The organism is Brevibacterium sp. HMSC07C04, from assembly GCF_001815905.1.
In the GTDB taxonomy this organism is placed as follows: Bacteria; Actinomycetota; Actinomycetes; order Actinomycetales; family Brevibacteriaceae; genus Brevibacterium.
In genome coordinates, this window is record NZ_KV823280.1 from 3300 (window position 1) to 20111 (window position 16812).

13 protein-coding genes, 2 tRNA genes and 1 pseudogene are annotated in these 16812 nt (G+C 61.7%); 7 read left to right on the plus strand and 9 right to left on the minus strand.

Annotated features, from left to right (window positions below; all coding sequences use genetic code 11):
* The first annotated feature begins 64 nt into the window (after window positions 1-64).
* Both HMPREF3162_RS09180 and HMPREF3162_RS09185 read left to right on the plus strand, forming a co-directional pair.
* Window positions 65-1177: an FAD-dependent monooxygenase gene (locus HMPREF3162_RS09180; protein WP_070777655.1), complete on the plus strand. Its 1113-nt coding sequence runs from the start codon at window positions 65-67 to the stop codon at window positions 1175-1177.
* 305 nt (window positions 1178-1482) lie between these two features.
* Window positions 1483-2651: pseudogene (locus tag HMPREF3162_RS09185) on the plus strand (IS1249 family transposase).
* 114 nt (window positions 2652-2765) lie between these two features.
* Here HMPREF3162_RS09185 and HMPREF3162_RS09190 read toward each other — a convergent pair.
* Window positions 2766-2839, minus strand: a tRNA-Gly gene (locus HMPREF3162_RS09190).
* Window positions 2840-2959: 120 nt separating this feature from the next.
* On the opposite strand from HMPREF3162_RS09190, the gene HMPREF3162_RS09195 reads away from it, so the two are divergent.
* A tRNA-Pro gene (locus HMPREF3162_RS09195) sits at window positions 2960-3033 on the plus strand.
* A 78-nt stretch (window positions 3034-3111) separates the two neighbouring features.
* Here the strand turns inward: HMPREF3162_RS09195 and HMPREF3162_RS09200 are convergent.
* Window positions 3112-3573: a ribose-5-phosphate isomerase gene (locus HMPREF3162_RS09200; RefSeq protein WP_070573789.1), complete on the minus strand. Its 462-nt coding sequence runs from the start codon at window positions 3571-3573 to the stop codon at window positions 3112-3114.
* A gap of 134 nt (window positions 3574-3707) precedes the next feature.
* Between HMPREF3162_RS09200 and pepN the strand changes: the two genes are divergently transcribed.
* The 3 genes from pepN (at window position 3708) to HMPREF3162_RS09215 (ending at window position 7904) form a co-directional block, all read left to right on the plus strand.
* On the plus strand, window positions 3708-6320 hold the full coding sequence (gene pepN / locus HMPREF3162_RS09205; RefSeq protein ID WP_070573791.1) for an aminopeptidase N: 2613 nt from the start codon (window positions 3708-3710) through the stop codon (window positions 6318-6320).
* A gap of 69 nt (window positions 6321-6389) precedes the next feature.
* Complete coding sequence (locus HMPREF3162_RS09210; protein WP_070777656.1) at window positions 6390-7412, plus strand: mechanosensitive ion channel family protein; 1023 nt, start codon at window positions 6390-6392, stop codon at window positions 7410-7412.
* 48 nt (window positions 7413-7460) lie between these two features.
* Window positions 7461-7904, plus strand: a complete 444-nt coding sequence (locus tag HMPREF3162_RS09215; protein WP_070777657.1) for a globin — start codon at window positions 7461-7463, stop codon at window positions 7902-7904.
* Between the two features lie 58 nt (window positions 7905-7962).
* Here the strand turns inward: HMPREF3162_RS09215 and HMPREF3162_RS09220 are convergent, their stop codons facing one another.
* Together HMPREF3162_RS09220 and HMPREF3162_RS09225 are read right to left on the minus strand one after the other, a co-directional pair.
* Entirely contained in the window at window positions 7963-8625 is a 663-nt protein-coding gene (locus tag HMPREF3162_RS09220; protein ID WP_083318973.1) for a DUF8185 domain-containing protein, read from the minus strand.
* 2 nt (window positions 8626-8627) lie between these two features.
* Window positions 8628-9164, minus strand: coding sequence for an acyl-CoA thioesterase (locus HMPREF3162_RS09225; protein WP_070573797.1), 537 nt, complete (start codon window positions 9162-9164; stop codon window positions 8628-8630).
* Between the two features lie 99 nt (window positions 9165-9263).
* On the opposite strand from HMPREF3162_RS09225, the gene HMPREF3162_RS09230 reads away from it, so the two are divergent.
* On the plus strand, window positions 9264-10172 hold the full coding sequence (locus HMPREF3162_RS09230; RefSeq protein ID WP_070777658.1) for an acyl-CoA thioesterase: 909 nt from the start codon (window positions 9264-9266) through the stop codon (window positions 10170-10172).
* Between the two features lie 86 nt (window positions 10173-10258).
* Here HMPREF3162_RS09230 and ettA read toward each other — a convergent pair whose 3' ends face one another.
* The 5 genes from ettA to HMPREF3162_RS09255 form a co-directional block, all read right to left on the minus strand.
* Window positions 10259-11941, minus strand: coding sequence for an energy-dependent translational throttle protein EttA (gene ettA, locus HMPREF3162_RS09235; RefSeq protein ID WP_070573801.1), 1683 nt, complete (start codon window positions 11939-11941; stop codon window positions 10259-10261).
* A 53-nt stretch (window positions 11942-11994) separates the two neighbouring features.
* A complete protein-coding gene (locus HMPREF3162_RS09240; protein WP_070777659.1) occupies window positions 11995-12519 on the minus strand; it encodes a DUF6993 domain-containing protein in 525 nt (174 codons plus the stop codon).
* A 67-nt stretch (window positions 12520-12586) separates the two neighbouring features.
* Window positions 12587-13153: a single-stranded DNA-binding protein gene (ssb, locus tag HMPREF3162_RS09245; RefSeq protein WP_070777660.1), complete on the minus strand. Its 567-nt coding sequence runs from the start codon at window positions 13151-13153 to the stop codon at window positions 12587-12589.
* Window positions 13154-13302: 149 nt separating this feature from the next.
* A complete protein-coding gene (locus HMPREF3162_RS09250; RefSeq protein ID WP_070777661.1) occupies window positions 13303-14892 on the minus strand; it encodes a GTPase in 1590 nt (529 codons plus the stop codon).
* Window positions 14889-16601 carry a GTPase domain-containing protein gene (locus tag HMPREF3162_RS09255; protein ID WP_070777662.1) on the minus strand — a complete coding sequence of 571 codons (1713 nt, stop codon included), beginning with the start codon at window positions 16599-16601 and terminating at the stop codon, window positions 14889-14891. Before HMPREF3162_RS09255 ends, HMPREF3162_RS09250 begins: the two co-directional genes overlap by 4 nt.
* Window positions 16602-16812 lie beyond the last annotated feature (211 nt).

A 16812-nucleotide genomic window follows, 5' to 3' on the forward strand; every position in this document is an offset into this window, starting at 1 on the left:
AACCCCCACGACACGCCGAGCCAGACACACTTTTGACCCTTAACCCCCACTAGGCTCGTAGCCCATGAGGATAGGCATCATCGGCGCTGGCATCTCCGGTCTCACGCTGGGGGCGGCGCTGCACCGCAGCGGCATAGACGTGCAGGTTTACGAAGAGCATGCGCAGATCCGCAGCGGCGGCGCCGGCATCACGCTTGCGCCGAACGGGCTCGCCGTCCTCGACGCCCTAGGTATAGGCGCAGACTTCCGCGCGCTGCAGCTGCAACAAGCACCGCTACAAGGCGGGATCCGGAATCCGCAGGGAGACTGGCTTACGCGCATCTCCCCGGAAATCACGCACGCCTCGCTCGCGCTCGACCGCACCACGCTCCACTCGCTCCTCCTCGTCGGCCTCCCAAGCTCGCGCGTCCACACGTCCGCTGCGGCTGTGGGCGTCGACGCCAGCACCGGCGCGGTCACCTTTGCCGACGGCCGCGAAGAGTGCTTCGACGTTGTGGTGGGCGCGGACGGGATCCGCAGCGCGGTACGCGCCACCTGCTTCGACGATCCCGGCATGACCTACGCAGGCTACAACACGTGGCGCGCAATCACCGAAGGGGTACCGCTTGATGCCGGGTTCGAGACCTGGGGTACTCGTGCCCGCTTCGGGGCTGTCCCGCTTCACGACGGCCACACCTACTGGTTCGCCGTCACCTCCGCACCAGAAGCCCAGCCTGGAACCCAAGCGCTCCACCAGCTACACGCGACCTTCGCGCAGTGGCACGACCCCATCCCCAAACTGCTGCGCGCCACCCCGGAGCACTCAGTGCAGTACCTTCCCATCCACGAGTTGGCGAAACCGCTCGCGAGCTACCACAGCGACAAGGTCGTGCTGGTTGGGGATGCGGCGCACGCCATGACGCCAAACCTCGGGCAGGGCGCGTGTCAGGGTCTGGAAGACGCTGCAGTCCTCGCCCGGCTGCTGCGCGCAGGCAGTACGGACTTTTCTGCCTACGACACACACCGGCGCCGCCGCAGCCAACAGGTTGCTCGCCAATCCCGGCTGATCGGACGGGCATTACATACCGGCGGCGACCGGGTGACGGCCGCGCGAAACTGGATCCTCAAGCACGTGCCCGATGCGGTAATCAACAGGCAGGTACAAGCGGTGACTGCGTGGGCAGTGCCGGAGATGTGACCGGGGCGCCTCCAAACGGAACGGCACCGCGCGAGCAGCGAGGCCCTCGTGTTGCCGCGGGCCGTGAAAATGTACGCATCGAAGAAGGGGCGTTTCCCCGTTCCCCCCCAGGTCGCCAAATGGTCATATGTGGAATTTTTCACGGGTTAAGGGTCAAAAAGTGTGTCCGGAATTGCTGATTTCCGGGGCGCAACCTCGCGGTTTCAGGAAAATATATGCTCAGGGAGCATATATCTGGCTTCCAGCCGCGAAATCCACGGAGTGGCTACCGCGATGTGCTATGTACCGCGTGGTGTGGTGGCGCATTGCCAAAGAATCAACCACGCTGCTACTGCGGCGGTGAAATGAAACGCAACGGCACCACCAGCAAAGGCACCACGAGATGACGATGCAAACAATGCGGCGCATCCAGCGTGAAGCACCGCGGCGACATCACCAGCACTGCGGTGTTTGCTCAGTTCATCGAGCATTGCACCACCGCAACCTCACTGGAAGTCCTCGCAAAACGCAACGGCGTCAGCCACGCCACTATGAAGCGACGCTTCAAGTGGTGCTGGCTCGTTGACGTGCCTGACCCCACCGTTGGCCATGACAAGCGAGTCTATGACCAGGTGTTTCTAGATGGCTCCTACACCGCCGGGGGCTGTTTAATCATCGCTGCCACCATCGACCACGTCATCGCGTGGCACCGATGCAGACATGAAACCACCCACGACTACCAACGCCTGCTCGAACGAATCGAAGCGCCACTCATCGCCGTGATCGACGGCAGCCAAGGAGCTTTTAGCGCGATCAAGAAGTGCTGGCCGACCACGAGAATCCAACGCTGCCTCGTCCACGCCCAACGAGTCGTGCGGCGCTACACCACCTCACGCCCGCGCACAGATGCCGGGCGCACGATCTACCAGCTTGCGCTGAAACTGACCCGGATCACCACCCTGGATGAAGCAGCACAGTGGGGCGCGCAACTACATGAATTCTTCACCATCTACCAAGCCTGGATGAACGAGAAAACCACGGTCAAAGACCCCAAAACTGGTGCATGGACTCACATGTGGACACACCACAACGTGCGCAAGGCCTACAACAGCCTCAACCACCTCTGGCGGTCTAACCTGCTGTTTGTCTACCTCAAGCAGTCCTTGACCCTAACCGGATCAAATCCACCACCAACAGCCTTGAAGGCGGCATCAACGCCCAACTCAAACTACTCGCCCGCACACACCGCGGAAGATCCGGAGAGCGCCAACGCCGCATGCTGGATTGGTGGCTCTACTTACAAACAGAACTGCCTGACGACCCAATACGAATCACCAGGCAGTCCAACTGGGGCCAGGACCAACTCGCCAAAGTAACAACCCTGACCCACAACGAGAACCAAGCCGAACACCAAACAGGACGACCAGCCCTCTACGACAACGCTATCGACACCAACTACACCCACTCAATCGGCATCCAAAAAGGCCAAATCTAACCCCCACGACACGCCGAGCCAGACACACTTTTTGACCCTTAACCCGCCTGCCGCGTGACCCACCCAAGGCAAAAATTTCGGGGCACCGAATGAGTGGTGCCCCGAAGTTACGAATGGAGGGGATGACGGGAATCGAACCCGCACCATCAGTTTGGAAGACTGAGGCTCTACCATTGAGCTACATCCCCGCGTCGAGCGCTCCTCTACTTTAAAGCACAGAGGTCGGATCTGCAAAATCGACAAGACATTTCGACATGCGCAAGGACCGAAGTGCCTTTCGGGCGGCGAAGGGCTAGTATGAAGCAGTCCGGGATGTGGCGCAGCTTGGTAGCGCATCTGCTTTGGGAGCAGAGGGTCGCAGGTTCAAATCCTGTCATCCCGACAGCGGACAGGGCCCGAACCGACTCAAGTCGGTTCGGGCCCTCGGCGCTTCTGCGGCGCAGAGCCGGTTTTCGCAGTCTCAGCGGCGGCTGTCATAGTCGGAGATGATGCCGATCCGGCGCACGTGCCGTTCGTCCTCAGAGAAGGGTTCGTCGATGAACGCGTCGACAATGGCGAGCGCCTGGTCTTCCAAGTGCTGGCGAGCGCCGATCGAGACGAGCCATGCATCGTTGTGCTGGCGGGCCAGACGCGCGATCTCTTCGTTCCACGCCAAAGCGCAGCGAGCACCTGGCACCTTGTTTGCTGCAATCTGCTCGCCATTGCCGGAACCGCCGATGACAACGCCGAGGGAATCTGCTCCGTCGCGGCGGTCATCGACCACGCCAGTGGCTGCGTCAATGCAGAACTGGGGGTAGTCATCCTGTGCGTCGTAATCCAGGGCTCCGTGGTCGATAACGTCATGACCTCGGGCCTGCAGGTGTGTTTTCAGGGTTTCTTTGAACTCGTAGCCGGCGTGGTCGGTTCCCAAATGAATTCGCATGGGCCCAGCCTACCGATTTCAGGCCTGTTTTTTTCAGGGCCTGGCAGGTTTCAGCGGCTGTCACCACCGCGTGGAAGAATGAGCTCTGCTCAACTAAGTATGGACTCAGTTCGACTACTGGAAGAGGACCTGGAGTGGCACAGTACAACCTGACCGAGGCTGAAACCGCTGAACGCGCTGAGATCGTGAGCGTAAGTTCCTACGAGGTTCTTCTGGGCCTTGCTGGCAGTGGCCGCACGTTCCGGTCGGTGACGACGGCGCGCTTCTCAGCTCGGGCGGGTGCGCGCACGTTCATTGACGCGGTTGTCGAGTCTGTCCACTCAATCACCCTCAACGGCCGTACCGTCGATCCTGACGAAGTGTGCCGTCCCGGTCGCATTCTTCTGGAAGATCTGGCCGAAGACAATGTGCTTACAGTCGATGCTGAGTTCTTCTATATGAACACCGGCGAAGGTCTGCACAGATTCATTGACCCGGTTGATGACGAGGTGTATCTCTACACCCAGTTCGAGGTTCCGGATGCGCGCCGCGTCTTCGCGGTTTTCGAACAGCCGGACCTTAAAGCAGAGTTCTCGTTCACGGTGGTTGCCCCCGAGCACTGGCAGGTGGTGTCGAACTCCCCTGCTCCTGTGCCCGCTGACTGCGGTGACGATGCCGAGGCTCTCGGCCTTGACCCGCAGGGGCTGCGGTCATGGCGGTTTGCAGCGACCCCGCGCATTTCCAGCTACATCACCGCCATCATTGCCGGCCCCTACCGCAGCGTCCACGATGAGCTTGTAAGCTCCGACGGTTCGACGGTGCCGCTGGGTGTGTACGCTCGCGCTTCGCTTTTTGAGTTTCTCGACCCGGAGAACATCTTCGACATCACCAAGCGGGGCTTTGCCTTTTTCGAGGAGCTTTTCGGCACCCCGTATCCCTTTGCGAAGTACGACCAGCTTTTTGTTCCGGAGTTCAATGCCGGTGCCATGGAGAATGCCGGTGCGGTCACGATCGTTGAAGACTATGTTTTCCGCTCCCGGCCCACCGAGGCTTACGTGGAGCGCCGTGCGGTCACGATTCTGCACGAACTGGCCCACATGTGGTTCGGCGATCTGGTCACCATGAAGTGGTGGGACGACCTGTGGCTCAATGAGTCCTTTGCTGAGTTCATGTCGACGCTGGCCACGGCTGAGGTCACTGATTTTTCGGAGGCGTGGGCGACGTTCGCGGCTTCTGAGAAGTCGTGGGCCTACGCTCAGGATCAGCTGCCGAGCACTCACCCGATTGCCGCCGGCATGGGCGATCTTGTGGACATTGAGACGAACTTCGATGGCATCACCTACGCCAAGGGCGCGTCGGTTCTCAAACAGCTGGTGGCCTATGTCGGCCGTGAGAACTTCTTCCGCGGTGTGAAGTCCTATTTTGATAAGCACGCCTGGGCGAACACGCGCCTGGCCGATCTTCTGGCAGAACTCGAAGCTGCTTCGGGCAGGGATCTGGAGCGTTGGACTCGGCTGTGGATCCAGGAAAGCGGCGTCAATATCCTCCGCCCCCAGTCCGAGGTGGAAAGCGGGGTGCTGACCGAGCTCACCGTGGTTCAGCAGCCGTGTGTGCTGCCCGGTCACGAGGTGCCGAGCCTCCGTCCGCACCGGCTTGGGGTTGGTCTGTACTCGATTGTCGAGGGCCGGCTGCGGCGAACTGCGCTTCACGAAATCGACCTGGAAGGCGAGGCGGCCCCGGTGCCGATCGACCCCGATACCACGGTGCCCGACCTCATCGTCGTCAATGACGGGGACCTGACCTACGCAAAGGTTCGCCTCGACGAACGGGGCCTTAAGACTGTTCGGGCACACTTCGGGGATCTGGATGACTCTCTCACGCAGCTTGTCGTGCTGGGCTCCGTGTGGGACATGGCCCGCGATGCTGAAATCCCGGTAGCCGACTACATTTCGCTGGTCAGTGACAATCTTGAGCATCTTGTGCATTCAACGGGTCTGCAGACCCATCTGCGCCAGCTGGCAACAGCCGTGTTTGTGTACACTCCCCCAGCGCAGAGGGACGCTGTTGCCGCACGCACCGCCCAGGCGCTGTGGCATGCTGCCGGTTCGGCGCCGGAGGGAAGCGATCAGCAGTTCCAGTTTCTCCGCGGCTTCGTCACTTTTGCCCAGTCAGCTGAGCAGCTGCAGCTTCTGTCGCAGATGTTCAGGGGTTCACACCAGCTGCCGGAAGGCCAGAAGCTCGATGACGATCTGCGCTGGGAAATGCTCACAGCGCTTGCCCGTCACAACTGTGTCAGCGAGGCCGACATCGAGGACACGCTGCAGCTGGACAACACCGCACGCGGCCGGTGCAGTGCCGCCCGAGCACGAGCAGCGGTGCCGACACCGGCTGCGAAGTCTGCGGCCTTCACTGCGCTGATGGATGACAGCAGCCTGCCCAACGCCGTCATCTCAGCCACCGCTCGCGGTTTTGCTGCCGGGCTGCAGCAGTCTGACGGTTCGCTTGTCAGTGCCGAAGCACCGCTTGAAGACTTCGCCGCCGAGTACTTCTCCCGTGCTGAGGCCTGGTGGGACACCCATACCCTGGAGATTGCGCAGACACTCACGCTGTGGCTTTTCCCACCTGCTTCAGAAGCTGTTGTCACCACAGCAGAACAGTGGCTTGAACAACACCCGGACGCCAACCGCGGACTGCGCCGGACCATGGTGGAAAACCTCGACCGTGCTCGCCGCGCGCTGGCTGTGCAGCGTCGCAGCGAGCAGCCATAGCCCACGTCAAGGCTGCGGCCAGCATTCGTTGTGCTCCCTCTGAGGTTGACTCTCTACACTGAGCCGTGTATGACTCTATTGACATCTGCTCGTCCAACGCCGTCGCCGGCCCCGACCGACAAGATCGGCGAAATCGCTGAAACTGCTTCAGACCCCGCATGGTGGACAGCTCTTCTGGGCACTCCCCTGCACATTGCGATCATCGTGGTCTTCGCGGTTATCACAGCCCTGATTCTGCGCCGCATGATCAGCAAGTTTGCCGGCAAGATCGCCGACGGCACCACGGCGGCAAACAAACGCCGACTGTATGACGAGGGAGAAAGGTCCGATGCCGTTACGCGGGCACGGCGGGCACAGCGGGCCAGCACCGTCGGCTCTTTGCTGTCATCATTCGCAACGATCATCGTGGTCGCAATTGCGGGCCTCATGATTTTGCAGGAGGTCGGCATCAACCCCGCACCCATCCTGGCTTCAGCAGGTGTTGCCGGCATCGCACTGGGCTTCGGGGCCCAGTCACTCGTGCGCGACTATCTGTCGGGCTTCTTCATCGTGGTTGAAGACCAGTACGGCATCGGCGACACGGTGGACCTCGGCGAGGCAATCGGCACGGTCGAAGAAGTCGGACTGCGCACCACCCGCATTCGCGACGTCGAAGGCACCCTGTGGCACGTGCCCAACGGAGAAATCATGAGGGTGGGCAATCAGTCGCAGGGATGGTCGAGGGCTGTTGTCGACGTGCCCGTACCCGTCGACATCGACCAGGCCACCGCCACCGACATCATCACAGCGGCCATTGCCGAGCTCATGAGCGATCCAAACCGCGCCGCCGTCATCATGGAAGACCCCGAGATCATCGGCATTCAGGAGCTGACCGGCTCATCCACGACAATCCGCGTGTTCATCAAAACCAACCCCAACGAACAGTGGGCGATTGCGCGGGCATTCCGCTCCTGCCTCAAGGTGGAGTTCGACAAAGCGGGGGTTGCGATCGCCCTGCCCGATCAGATGGTCATCCAGCAGACCGCGAGCCAGTCTCCGCCCGCCACGACCGGCGCAGACGCCGACGACGGATCGCACGCATCGTCGAACTGAAGTCGACAGTCTGCCCGGCCGCTTGAGCGCATAGGAGACAATGACGGCATGACAAACGGCTATGAACGCCCCGCAAGTGTTTTCGACATGGTGGGCGGACACGACGCTTTCACCACCCTGGTTGACGCTTTCTACGAGGGCGTTGCACAGGATGAGTACCTCATCGCCATGTATCCGGAGGGCCGCGAACTCGAGGGGGCTAAACATCGGCTGCAGACGTTCCTCGAACAGTATTTCGGCGGCCCCACCACCTATCAGAAAGAACGCGGCCACCCGCGCCTGCGGATGCGCCACGCACCTTTTCCGGTCACACCCAAATCACGCGACCACTGGCTGGGACACATGCGCCGCGCCCTCGATCAGCTGAACCTGCCGCCCATGTACGACAGCCTCATGTGGGACTACTTCCAGCGAGCCGCGACCGCTATGCTCAACACGCCGGACGAAGACTCAGACGAACACCGGATCGATCCCAGCCGCCGTCTGCTCTGACACCACCGGCTGCGTGGAAGAAGCTCACACAGCCGTACCGAACTTTGCCGAGACAGCCTCAGCAGATCTCATTTGAGCGGGTGATGATGAACCCGGCAGGCGTAGCGAAACGCAGCCACGGACCTGCGCGATAGACCGTCGCGGTCTCCCCCACGTCAAACCCAGCCGCGTCCATGCCGAAGGCCGCCCCCAGCGGCGCAATCTCACAATCAGGCAGGGGCCGCGACCACACCGTACGGCGCACTTTGTCCACCGCCAGCGCTCCCGCACCAGACGGAGAGGCTTCGGCAACAGCGGCAACCCCCCAAGCGGCAGCTTCTCGCAGCTTCTCCACCGACAGCTGTGCGGCCTCCCTCCACCCCGCACGAGGCGGAGTCACGGCTGCCCACGGCATCCTCACCTCGGCAGGGGGAACACCGATATCCAACCCCCCGGTGCGCTCCATGCGCGCAAAGCGGTCGGTCAGCCCGGAAGCCGGAACAACCGCATCGATCCCGTCGGCTGAGCCAGAGCGCAGCCGCAGAGCACGCATCGCAATCACCAGCGGAAGTTCATCACCGAGGCCCTTGGGATAGAGAGGAGCGCCCGATACGACAAGAACGTCACCCACGCCCGTCAGCCGCAGTGCAGCTCCGGAATCAACGCGCTGCATCCGCGCCGTGAACTGCCGCAGGTCAGCGGCATCGGCTTTCGACTGCAGTTCAAACGCCGGCTGGTCCACGGTCACCTCCGCTTGAGCGGAAGCGGGCCTGTGGCACAGTCGGCAAATGCCGCCTGCTCGTCATCACGCAGGCGGCGTGCACGCCCGGTTTCCGCGTCGACGAAGACAAGATCGGATTCGGCGACGGAATAGACCTTCGAACCATCCGGCTCGAGGATCACATAGCCGACCTTGATGATCACCGGGGTGATTCTGACAATGCACACGTCGATCGCGATCGGACCGTCGCGGTACGGGATCGGATCGCGGTACTCAATCGCGTGGCCGGACACAAGGATCTGCACGTCAGCGGAAGCTTCGCGAAAAACCGGGGGCATGACAAGGCCGAAAGCGTCCGTGCGCTCACCGCCGGGCAGCAGACCGGGCGAGACGTCACGCGCCGCGGTCGGAGAGCCGAAGGCCTTGACGCGCGCCTCTTCGAGCAGCTTCAGCTGGGTCACGTTGTTGACGTGGCCATAGGCGTCCATATCGCCCCAGCGCAGCTCAATGAGAGTTCGAGTGAAGGGCCCGTCGATCAGCGGATTGCGAAGTTCGGTCATGGTGCCATCTTCCCATGAGCACACTCGCTTCGCGTCAGCTGCAAGCCAGAACGGGCCTGCTCGGCGTATCCTGACCCAAGACACGTACAAAGGAGCAGCATGGCCGACACCAGCGAAAAGAACGTCCTCGAGAAGGTCCTCGGGCTTGAAAAGCTCAGCGAGCCTCCCTCCGGCGGCGAAGAATTCGGATTCCGCGTGTGGAATCAGCCCAAACCGGACGGCAGGCTCTTCGGCGGACAGGTCCTCGCCCAGTGTGTTGTCGCCGCGGCGGCCACGGTGGATGAGGACCGCCCCATTCACTCCTTCCACGGGTACTTTCTGCGGGCCGGAGCCGTTGGTGAAGAGACGACGATCGGCGTTGAAGATCTGCGCGACGGCGGGTCCTTCTCCGCTCGACGCGTACAGGCATACCAGAAGGGCATGCCGATTCTGTCGGGCCTGGCGTCATTCCAGAAAGTTCAGCCCGGCCTTGAACACCGCGAACCAATGCCCCAGGCACTCCCCCACCCCGAAGCTCTCCCAAGCCTGGAGGACATCCTCGGAAAGCTCGACATCAGCCGCTTCACCCGCGCTGAGCGGATGCGGGAATGGCTCATGCAGCGCCCGTTCGACATTCGGCCCATTTCGCCGGACATTCATGCGGGATTCGTCGGTTCGCCCGAACCTATCAACCGCTTCTGGGCCCGCCTGAAAGAACCCTTCGCGGGTGTACAGGGCCGTGCGGCAACAGCCGCGATCCTGGCCTACGCAAGCGACTTTGCCATGCTTGAACCGGCTCTGCGCGTGCACGGCCTGACGTGGGCTGATCCCCGCCTTCGCATTGCCAGCCTCGATCACGCCATGTGGTGGCACTCGCACGTAGATGTCACCGGCTGGCTGCTGTTCGACATGTCCTCGCCGTCCTCGGACGGCGGCCGTGGTCTGGGCATCGGCCGTATCTACAACCAGCACGGCGAACTCGCCGCATCCGTTGCCCAGCAGGGCATGGTGCGGCTGAAAGAGGATTGACGCGCTGAAAGCATGTGGGGTGCCCGCCGAAGACACGGCGGGCACCCCACATACTTGTTGACTGAGCCGAAGGCTGCAGTCGCGCGTCAGTCGCGTGTGAGCCTGCGGTGCGTGGTGCGGTGCGGGCGAGCCGCTTCTGCGCCGAGTCGTTCGACCTTGTTCTTTTCGTAGCCCTCGAAGTTGCCTTCGAACCAGTACCAGTTGGCCGGGTTCTCTTCTGTTCCCTCCCACGCCAGGATGTGCGTGGCCACACGGTCAAGGAACCAGCGGTCGTGGGTGACGACCACTGCGCAGCCGGGGAACTCGAGAAGCGCATTTTCCAAAGAAGCGAGGGTTTCGACGTCGAGGTCGTTCGTCGGTTCGTCAAGCAGCAGCAGATTTCCGCCCTGTTTGAGCGTCAGTGCCAGGTTGAGGCGGTTGCGCTCACCACCGGAGAGCACACCGGCTTTCTTCTGCTGGTCTGCGCCCTTGAAGCCGAATGCCGAAACATAGGCGCGCGACGGCATTTCAACCTGACCGACCTGGATGTAGTCGAGCCCGTCCGAAACGACTTCCCACAGGCTCTTGTCCGGGTCGATGCCCTGGCGGGACTGGTCTACATACGAGATCTTGACGGTTTCACCGATCTTGAGGGTGCCGCCGTCGAGTTCTTCCAGGCCCACGATTGTCTTGAACAGTGTGGACTTGCCGACGCCGTTGGGGCCGATCACACCGACAATGCCGTTGGGCGGAAGCGAGAAAGACAGTCCGTCGATCAGCTTGCGACCGTCGAAGCCCTTCTGCAGATTCTCCGCTTCGATCACGACTGTTCCCAGACGCGGGCCCGGTGGAATCTGGATCTCTTCGAAATCCAGCTTGCGCGTCTTTTCGGCTTCTGCCGCCATTTCTTCATAGCGGGCAAGGCGTGCCTTCGACTTGGACTGACGGCCCTTGGCATTTGAGCGCACCCACTCGAGTTCGTCGGCCAGTCGCTTAGCCAGTTTGGCGTCTTTTTTGCCCTGAACCTGCAGGCGCTCTTTCTTCTTCTCCAAGTACGTCGAGTAGTTGCCCTCATAGGGGTAGAGGTGTCCGCGGTCGACTTCGGCAATCCATTCCGCAACGTGATCCAGGAAGTAGCGGTCGTGGGTGATTGCAATGACGGCGCCCGGATATGTGCTCAGGTGCTGCTCAAGCCACAGCACCGATTCCGCGTCGAGGTGGTTGGTCGGCTCGTCAAGCAGCAGAAGATCCGGTTTTTCCAGCAGGAGCTTGCACAGCGCGACACGGCGACGCTCACCGCCGGACAGGTGTGTGACAGGTTCGTCACCGGGTGGGCAGCGCAGCGCATCCATAGCCTGATCCAGCTGCGAGTCGAGATCCCAGGCGTCTGCGTTGTCGATCTCTTCTTGCAGTTTGCCCATTTCTTCCATGAGCGCATCGAAATCTGCATCGGGCTGAGCCATTTCCTCGGAAATGGCGTTGAAGCGAGCCACTTTGCCCATGATTTCGCCGACTGCTTCTTCGACGTTTTCGCGGACGGTCTTGTCTTCGTTCAACGGCGGTTCCTGCTGCAGAATGCCGACCGTGTAGCCGGGCGACAGACGAGCTTCGCCGTTCGAGGGCTGGTCAAGGCCAGCCATGATCTTGAGGATGGTTGATTTTCCGGCGCCGTTGGGGCCGACCATGCCGATCTTCGCTCCGGGAAAGAAAGACATGGAAACGTCGTCGAGAATAACCTTGTCACCGTGCGCCTTGCGCGCTTTGTGCATGGTGTAAATGAACTCTGCCATAGAACATAAGGGTATCGGCAGGGCCCTCGATCAGCTAATCCGAGGTATCGCAATCAGTTGTCTTTGCGCTTGTGCATATCTTCACCGGGCAGGTGGCCAGCACCGTTGTCGTCGCTTCCTTCTTCCCGCGTTTCGCCCGCGGGCATCTTGACGCCCTTTGGACGGTCGACTTCGCCGAGCAGGCAGTCCTTATTGGACTTCAAGGGCGGGTACAGTGCGGCTGTCGCACCGCCGTTGCGGATTTCTCCGATGACGCAGCCCTTCTTCACCTTGACGGCGAACACCTTCGACGGGACGTCATGGCCCAAAGGGGATTCGTCTAGGGTCGCGGCGATGTTCTCGGGCTTGTATCCCCCGTCTTGGAGAACCGCGAGGGTTTCTTCACTCGTGGGGATCCCGTCTTTTTGAGTCAGCGGCTCAATGACTTTGAGAACCTTTTCAACTTCCGCCGTCTGCTTGCCGGCAGGGCCGCCCTCAGGCTCTGATGCCGAACCGAAAAGCCCACACCCGGACAGCACAAGAGCAGCCAGACTGCTGGATGAGATCACCACTGCCCCGCGGGCGCCGAAGAGTTTCACAGAAGACAACTGTAGTACCTTTCCGACGCCCGCACCGGCAGACCAGCCCAGAAACCGGAAACAAAGCTCAGAATGGCGGGCCATCATCCCCTGTGCTCGCAGCGCCCGCCGCAGCCATTTCGGGTTCGCCGACAAGCCCTTCGACGCCGTCGTCGTTCCCGGTCTCATCCGGCTGGCCTGTGTTTTCGGAGCTTCCCGCAACAGGAGCGTCAACTCTGCTCCAGGGGCTGTCTCTGCGCTGCTGTTCAAATTCGTCCATTCTCTCGCGTTCCTTGGCGGTCAGAGAAGTAGAGCGGAACACCGCCATGCCGAAAGCCAAGTCCGGGCCGACGGCGTGCGCGTTGACCGTCAGGCGCTCCCCACTTCCGCTCTCGTTTTCCCACTGCTCCATGGAGACTCTGCCGATCACAATGACCCGCTGGCCCTTCTGCAGAGAACCCGCCACATTGAGAGCCCACGAGCGCCAGACCTTGACGTCGTACCAAGTAGTTGGGCGATTGACATAGGAGCCGTCGTCCGTGCGGTAGGCGTCGTTGACTGCCAGGCGGAAGCTCGCCCACGAACTTCCGTTCGACGCAGTTCCCGAACGAATATCGCTGCCGACATTGCCGACAAGATAGGTGTAGTGCTGCATTGCCGTTCCTTTCAATCAGATGAGGTACAGCAATAGTCATCGGCGACGAGACTTCACCGGAAGATCGAAAACGGCCCTGTGGACAGCCCGAAAGCCTTCCACAGGGCCGCTAGCGCAAGTCAGCGCAAAGCACTCAAAAACACAGCGGGTCAGCTCAGTCCGTCATAGGTTTCCTTGTGTTTGCGCAGAAGCCGCGTGACAGGTTCAAACACATTGTCCTTGGCTGCCGACTGAACAGCCCGGTCGATGTCACTTTCCACCTGAGCTCGGGCTTCGTCCGCACCCTTGCGCCGGGCACCGGCCGCCAGAATAGAGGTAATGAGCGAGCCGACGATGCCGATCACCAGCGGGGCCGCAGCAACAAGACCCAAAACCTTCAGGTCCATATTCGGAACAGTGCTGGACAGGATTTCCGGGAAGAAGAAGGCCAGCACCGCAGCCGCGGCCGTCGTAATGACTCCGAAGATCGTCAGAATGAAGAACAGCCACTGGAAGAAGCCTGCGACACCCCACCAACCTGGCTGACGATGCGCAATCTCAACCTCTGAAACAGCAGACTCGAGGTCTGCGGAGATGCGTGCGGCGCTTTGGTCTTCGGCAGCCGCCGCTGCGCGTTTCCACGCGGTCGGCAGCCTGCGAGTGGCGCCGCTGATGACCTCGTGGGCGGCCAGGTTGATCCGCGCCGTCTGCGGCTGGGTCAGCTCGGGCTGTGCGGCGCGCAGAAGAACCTCCCGGTCTCCCCCGTGCCGAGCACCCAGTGGGTCGGCCTTACCGCGGGAGGCCTTAGCCAAAGGCGGATAGGCGGTCTTGGCGTATGCGCGTCGAATGTAGTCATCGTGCACCGTCTGCGCAATTGCGGACGTGCCGATGGCCTCGTTCATAGCGCCGATGAGCATGTCCGACTGAGGAATCTTCTCGGGATCGTCAACCGGTCGGCCCAGTTCAGCGCGGATGCGGCCGGCGATATCTGCCAGTTCCTGCTCAATGCGCAGCTGGCCGGCCTCGCGACTTTTGATCATCTTCACAAGCTCGCGGCGGATCTCCGGTACGCCTTCGCGTGTGACAGCGCTGGCGGCTGCAACTCCGGCCTTCTCCATGCCGTCAGCTTCCAAAAGGCTGCGCAGGTGGCCCAGGGTCGTCTTCTTCTGCTCGGCGTCCAGACGGTCAACCTGATTGAGCACCACAACAGTGCTTTCGGCAGCTGCCGACATCTTCGCCAGGTAGCGGTTGTGCAGCGTGAAGTCGGCGTACTTCTGCGGATCGACCACCCAGAAGACAACATCGACCATTTCGATGAGTCGATCGGAGACTTCCCGGTGGGCGTAGGCGGTCGAATCATGGTCGGGCAGATCAATGAGAATCAGTCCGCGCAGGGGCTCTTCGTCATCACCGTCGAGGGCAGATTCACGCCAGGTGCGCCGGGATTCGGGGACTTCCAGCCAGTCGAGGAGATCGTCGCCTCCCTCACCCCACACACAGGCGATCGGCTCGGAAGTTGTCGGCCTGCGCACTGCCACCTCGGCGATTTCCAGACCGGAGACCGCGTTGAACAGCGAGGACTTGCCAGACCCTGTGGATCCCGCGAAGGCAACCACGGTGTGCTCGCTGCCGAGCCCACGGCGTCCGTCTGCCCTGCGGAGCACCTCGGCAGCAGCCTGTGCGGTCGAAGCAGACAGCGCACCGCCCTCGAGGTCGAGTGCAGTGCGAATGCCCTTGGACAGTTCGTCAGAGCGGTTCACGTCAGGCCTTCCAGTCGGCGAACAGTAGCGAGCAAGTCTTCAGCTTGGCTTCCGCTGACTGCAACGGATGCAAGCGCGTCTTCAAAGGGCTCGCGAGCCCGCGACAGCAGGCTGATGCCTGTATCGAGCAGGCGACGGCGCGCGGCAGCGGCGAGCTCTTCAGTGGCTTCCGGGCCGAAGATCGTATTGAGCAGCCGGTGCACGGCGAGGCGATCTTCGGACTCACCGGTGCCGGCGTGGGCTGGTCCCGTTCCTCCTGCACCGGCACAGACGGCGTACATCAACACGGCGGAAACACCTGCCACGCCAAAGGACATAATGCGAGCCTTTGCCACTTTTGACTGGCCGACGCTGCGCACGGTGTCCTCGACACTCGACGCCCACTCGGCCACGCGCTGCTGGCACAGCTGATCAAAGCCCGCGGGCAATGAGCCCAGCTGCGGGTGACGCTCAACAACCGGGCGGCCATGTGGGAGCTCCTGCCACATTTCGACAATCGAACCGGACGCGCGAACAGCCTGTTCGCGCACCAGAACGACAATCGACGACAGAATGGCCTGAATAAGCAGATCAGCGCTGTCGCGCTGGCCGGTGACAGCCGATGTGATGCGATCACGCAGACGGCTGACCGTGGGCTCAAGGCCGCGGAAGAACTGCCCGGTGCCGACGAAGTCCTGCCACCGGGCCTGCACTTCACCGCGCAGCACCTTGTCATTGACGAGAGCCTCACCCAGGTTTCTGCCTGCCGCAGCGAAACTGTCTTCGGCCGACCCCTGCAGTTCGCGGAAAGCACCCACCTGTTCTTCCGCAAAGTCAGCCAGGGCTTCTGTCTGCGGGCGCACGGAGGCCAGCGCGCCGCGGAGGGTGCGCTCGAGCACCGCGGTGCGCGCACGGGATGACCGTCCCAGGTTCTCTACCCACGACTTCAGCGGGTACACGGCTGTCTCGGGGATCAGGTCGTCTTCCAGCTGGAGTTCTGGAACAGTGAAGATCGGAGCGGAACCGTGCCCCGCCTCGGCGAGCAGCCGGGACAGATGATGGCGAACTTCGCGGTTGGCCTGAGGCGGAACCCGGTTCAAAACGACAGCAACAGATGTGCCGCGCTCGTCAGCCTGGTGCAGCAGATCCCACGGGACCGCGTCGGAATAGCGAACAGCAGTTGTGACAAACAGCCACAGGTCGGCAGCCGCCAGCAGCTGGCGGGACAGTCGGCGGTTGGAATCGCGCACGGAGTCGATGTCGGGAGAATCGACAATCGCCAGTCCCCGCGGTACGGCGGTACTGGCGACAAGGCGAAGCTTCTGCTGACTCTTGGATCCTTCATCATTGCCCCGGGTGCGCTGAAGGTGCGGAAGGATTCTGTCTGAAGCGAAATAGGACCGGTCCTCCGGGTGGTGAACGAGCACCGGCCAAACGGTTGTGGGCCTGACGACACCGGATTCGGTAAGCTCTTCGCCGACAATCGAATTGACGAGCGTCGACTTGCCAGAGCCGGTGGATCCGCCGACGACGACCAGCAGGGGCGCGTCAGGGTCACGAAGACGAGGCAGAAGATACTCGGAGATCTGCGTGCTGAGAGCACGTTGAAGTCGGGCGCCCTCCTCTGCCCTCTGCGTATGCAGGGGAAAATCGGCAGCTCGCACTCGCGCCGCAGCGTCCGATAGGATCGGCACTGCCTTAGCACGCAGGTTCGTTCGCTGTGAAATCACATATTCACTTTGACGAAATTTTCAGCTTGTCTCCACTCGCCGCGCCGACAGAACGGGACAGCTTTGGTAAGTCTGCTCACCAAAACCCCTGTTTTCTAGGGCTTTGCGGCGCTGGAGGCAGCCATTGCGCTTGGCAGGACCGCGAATCTCACACGGCAGAAACGTTCACACTGGCCCGCTGCAGCAGGCGCGTCGCACAGTCAAAAGAGCG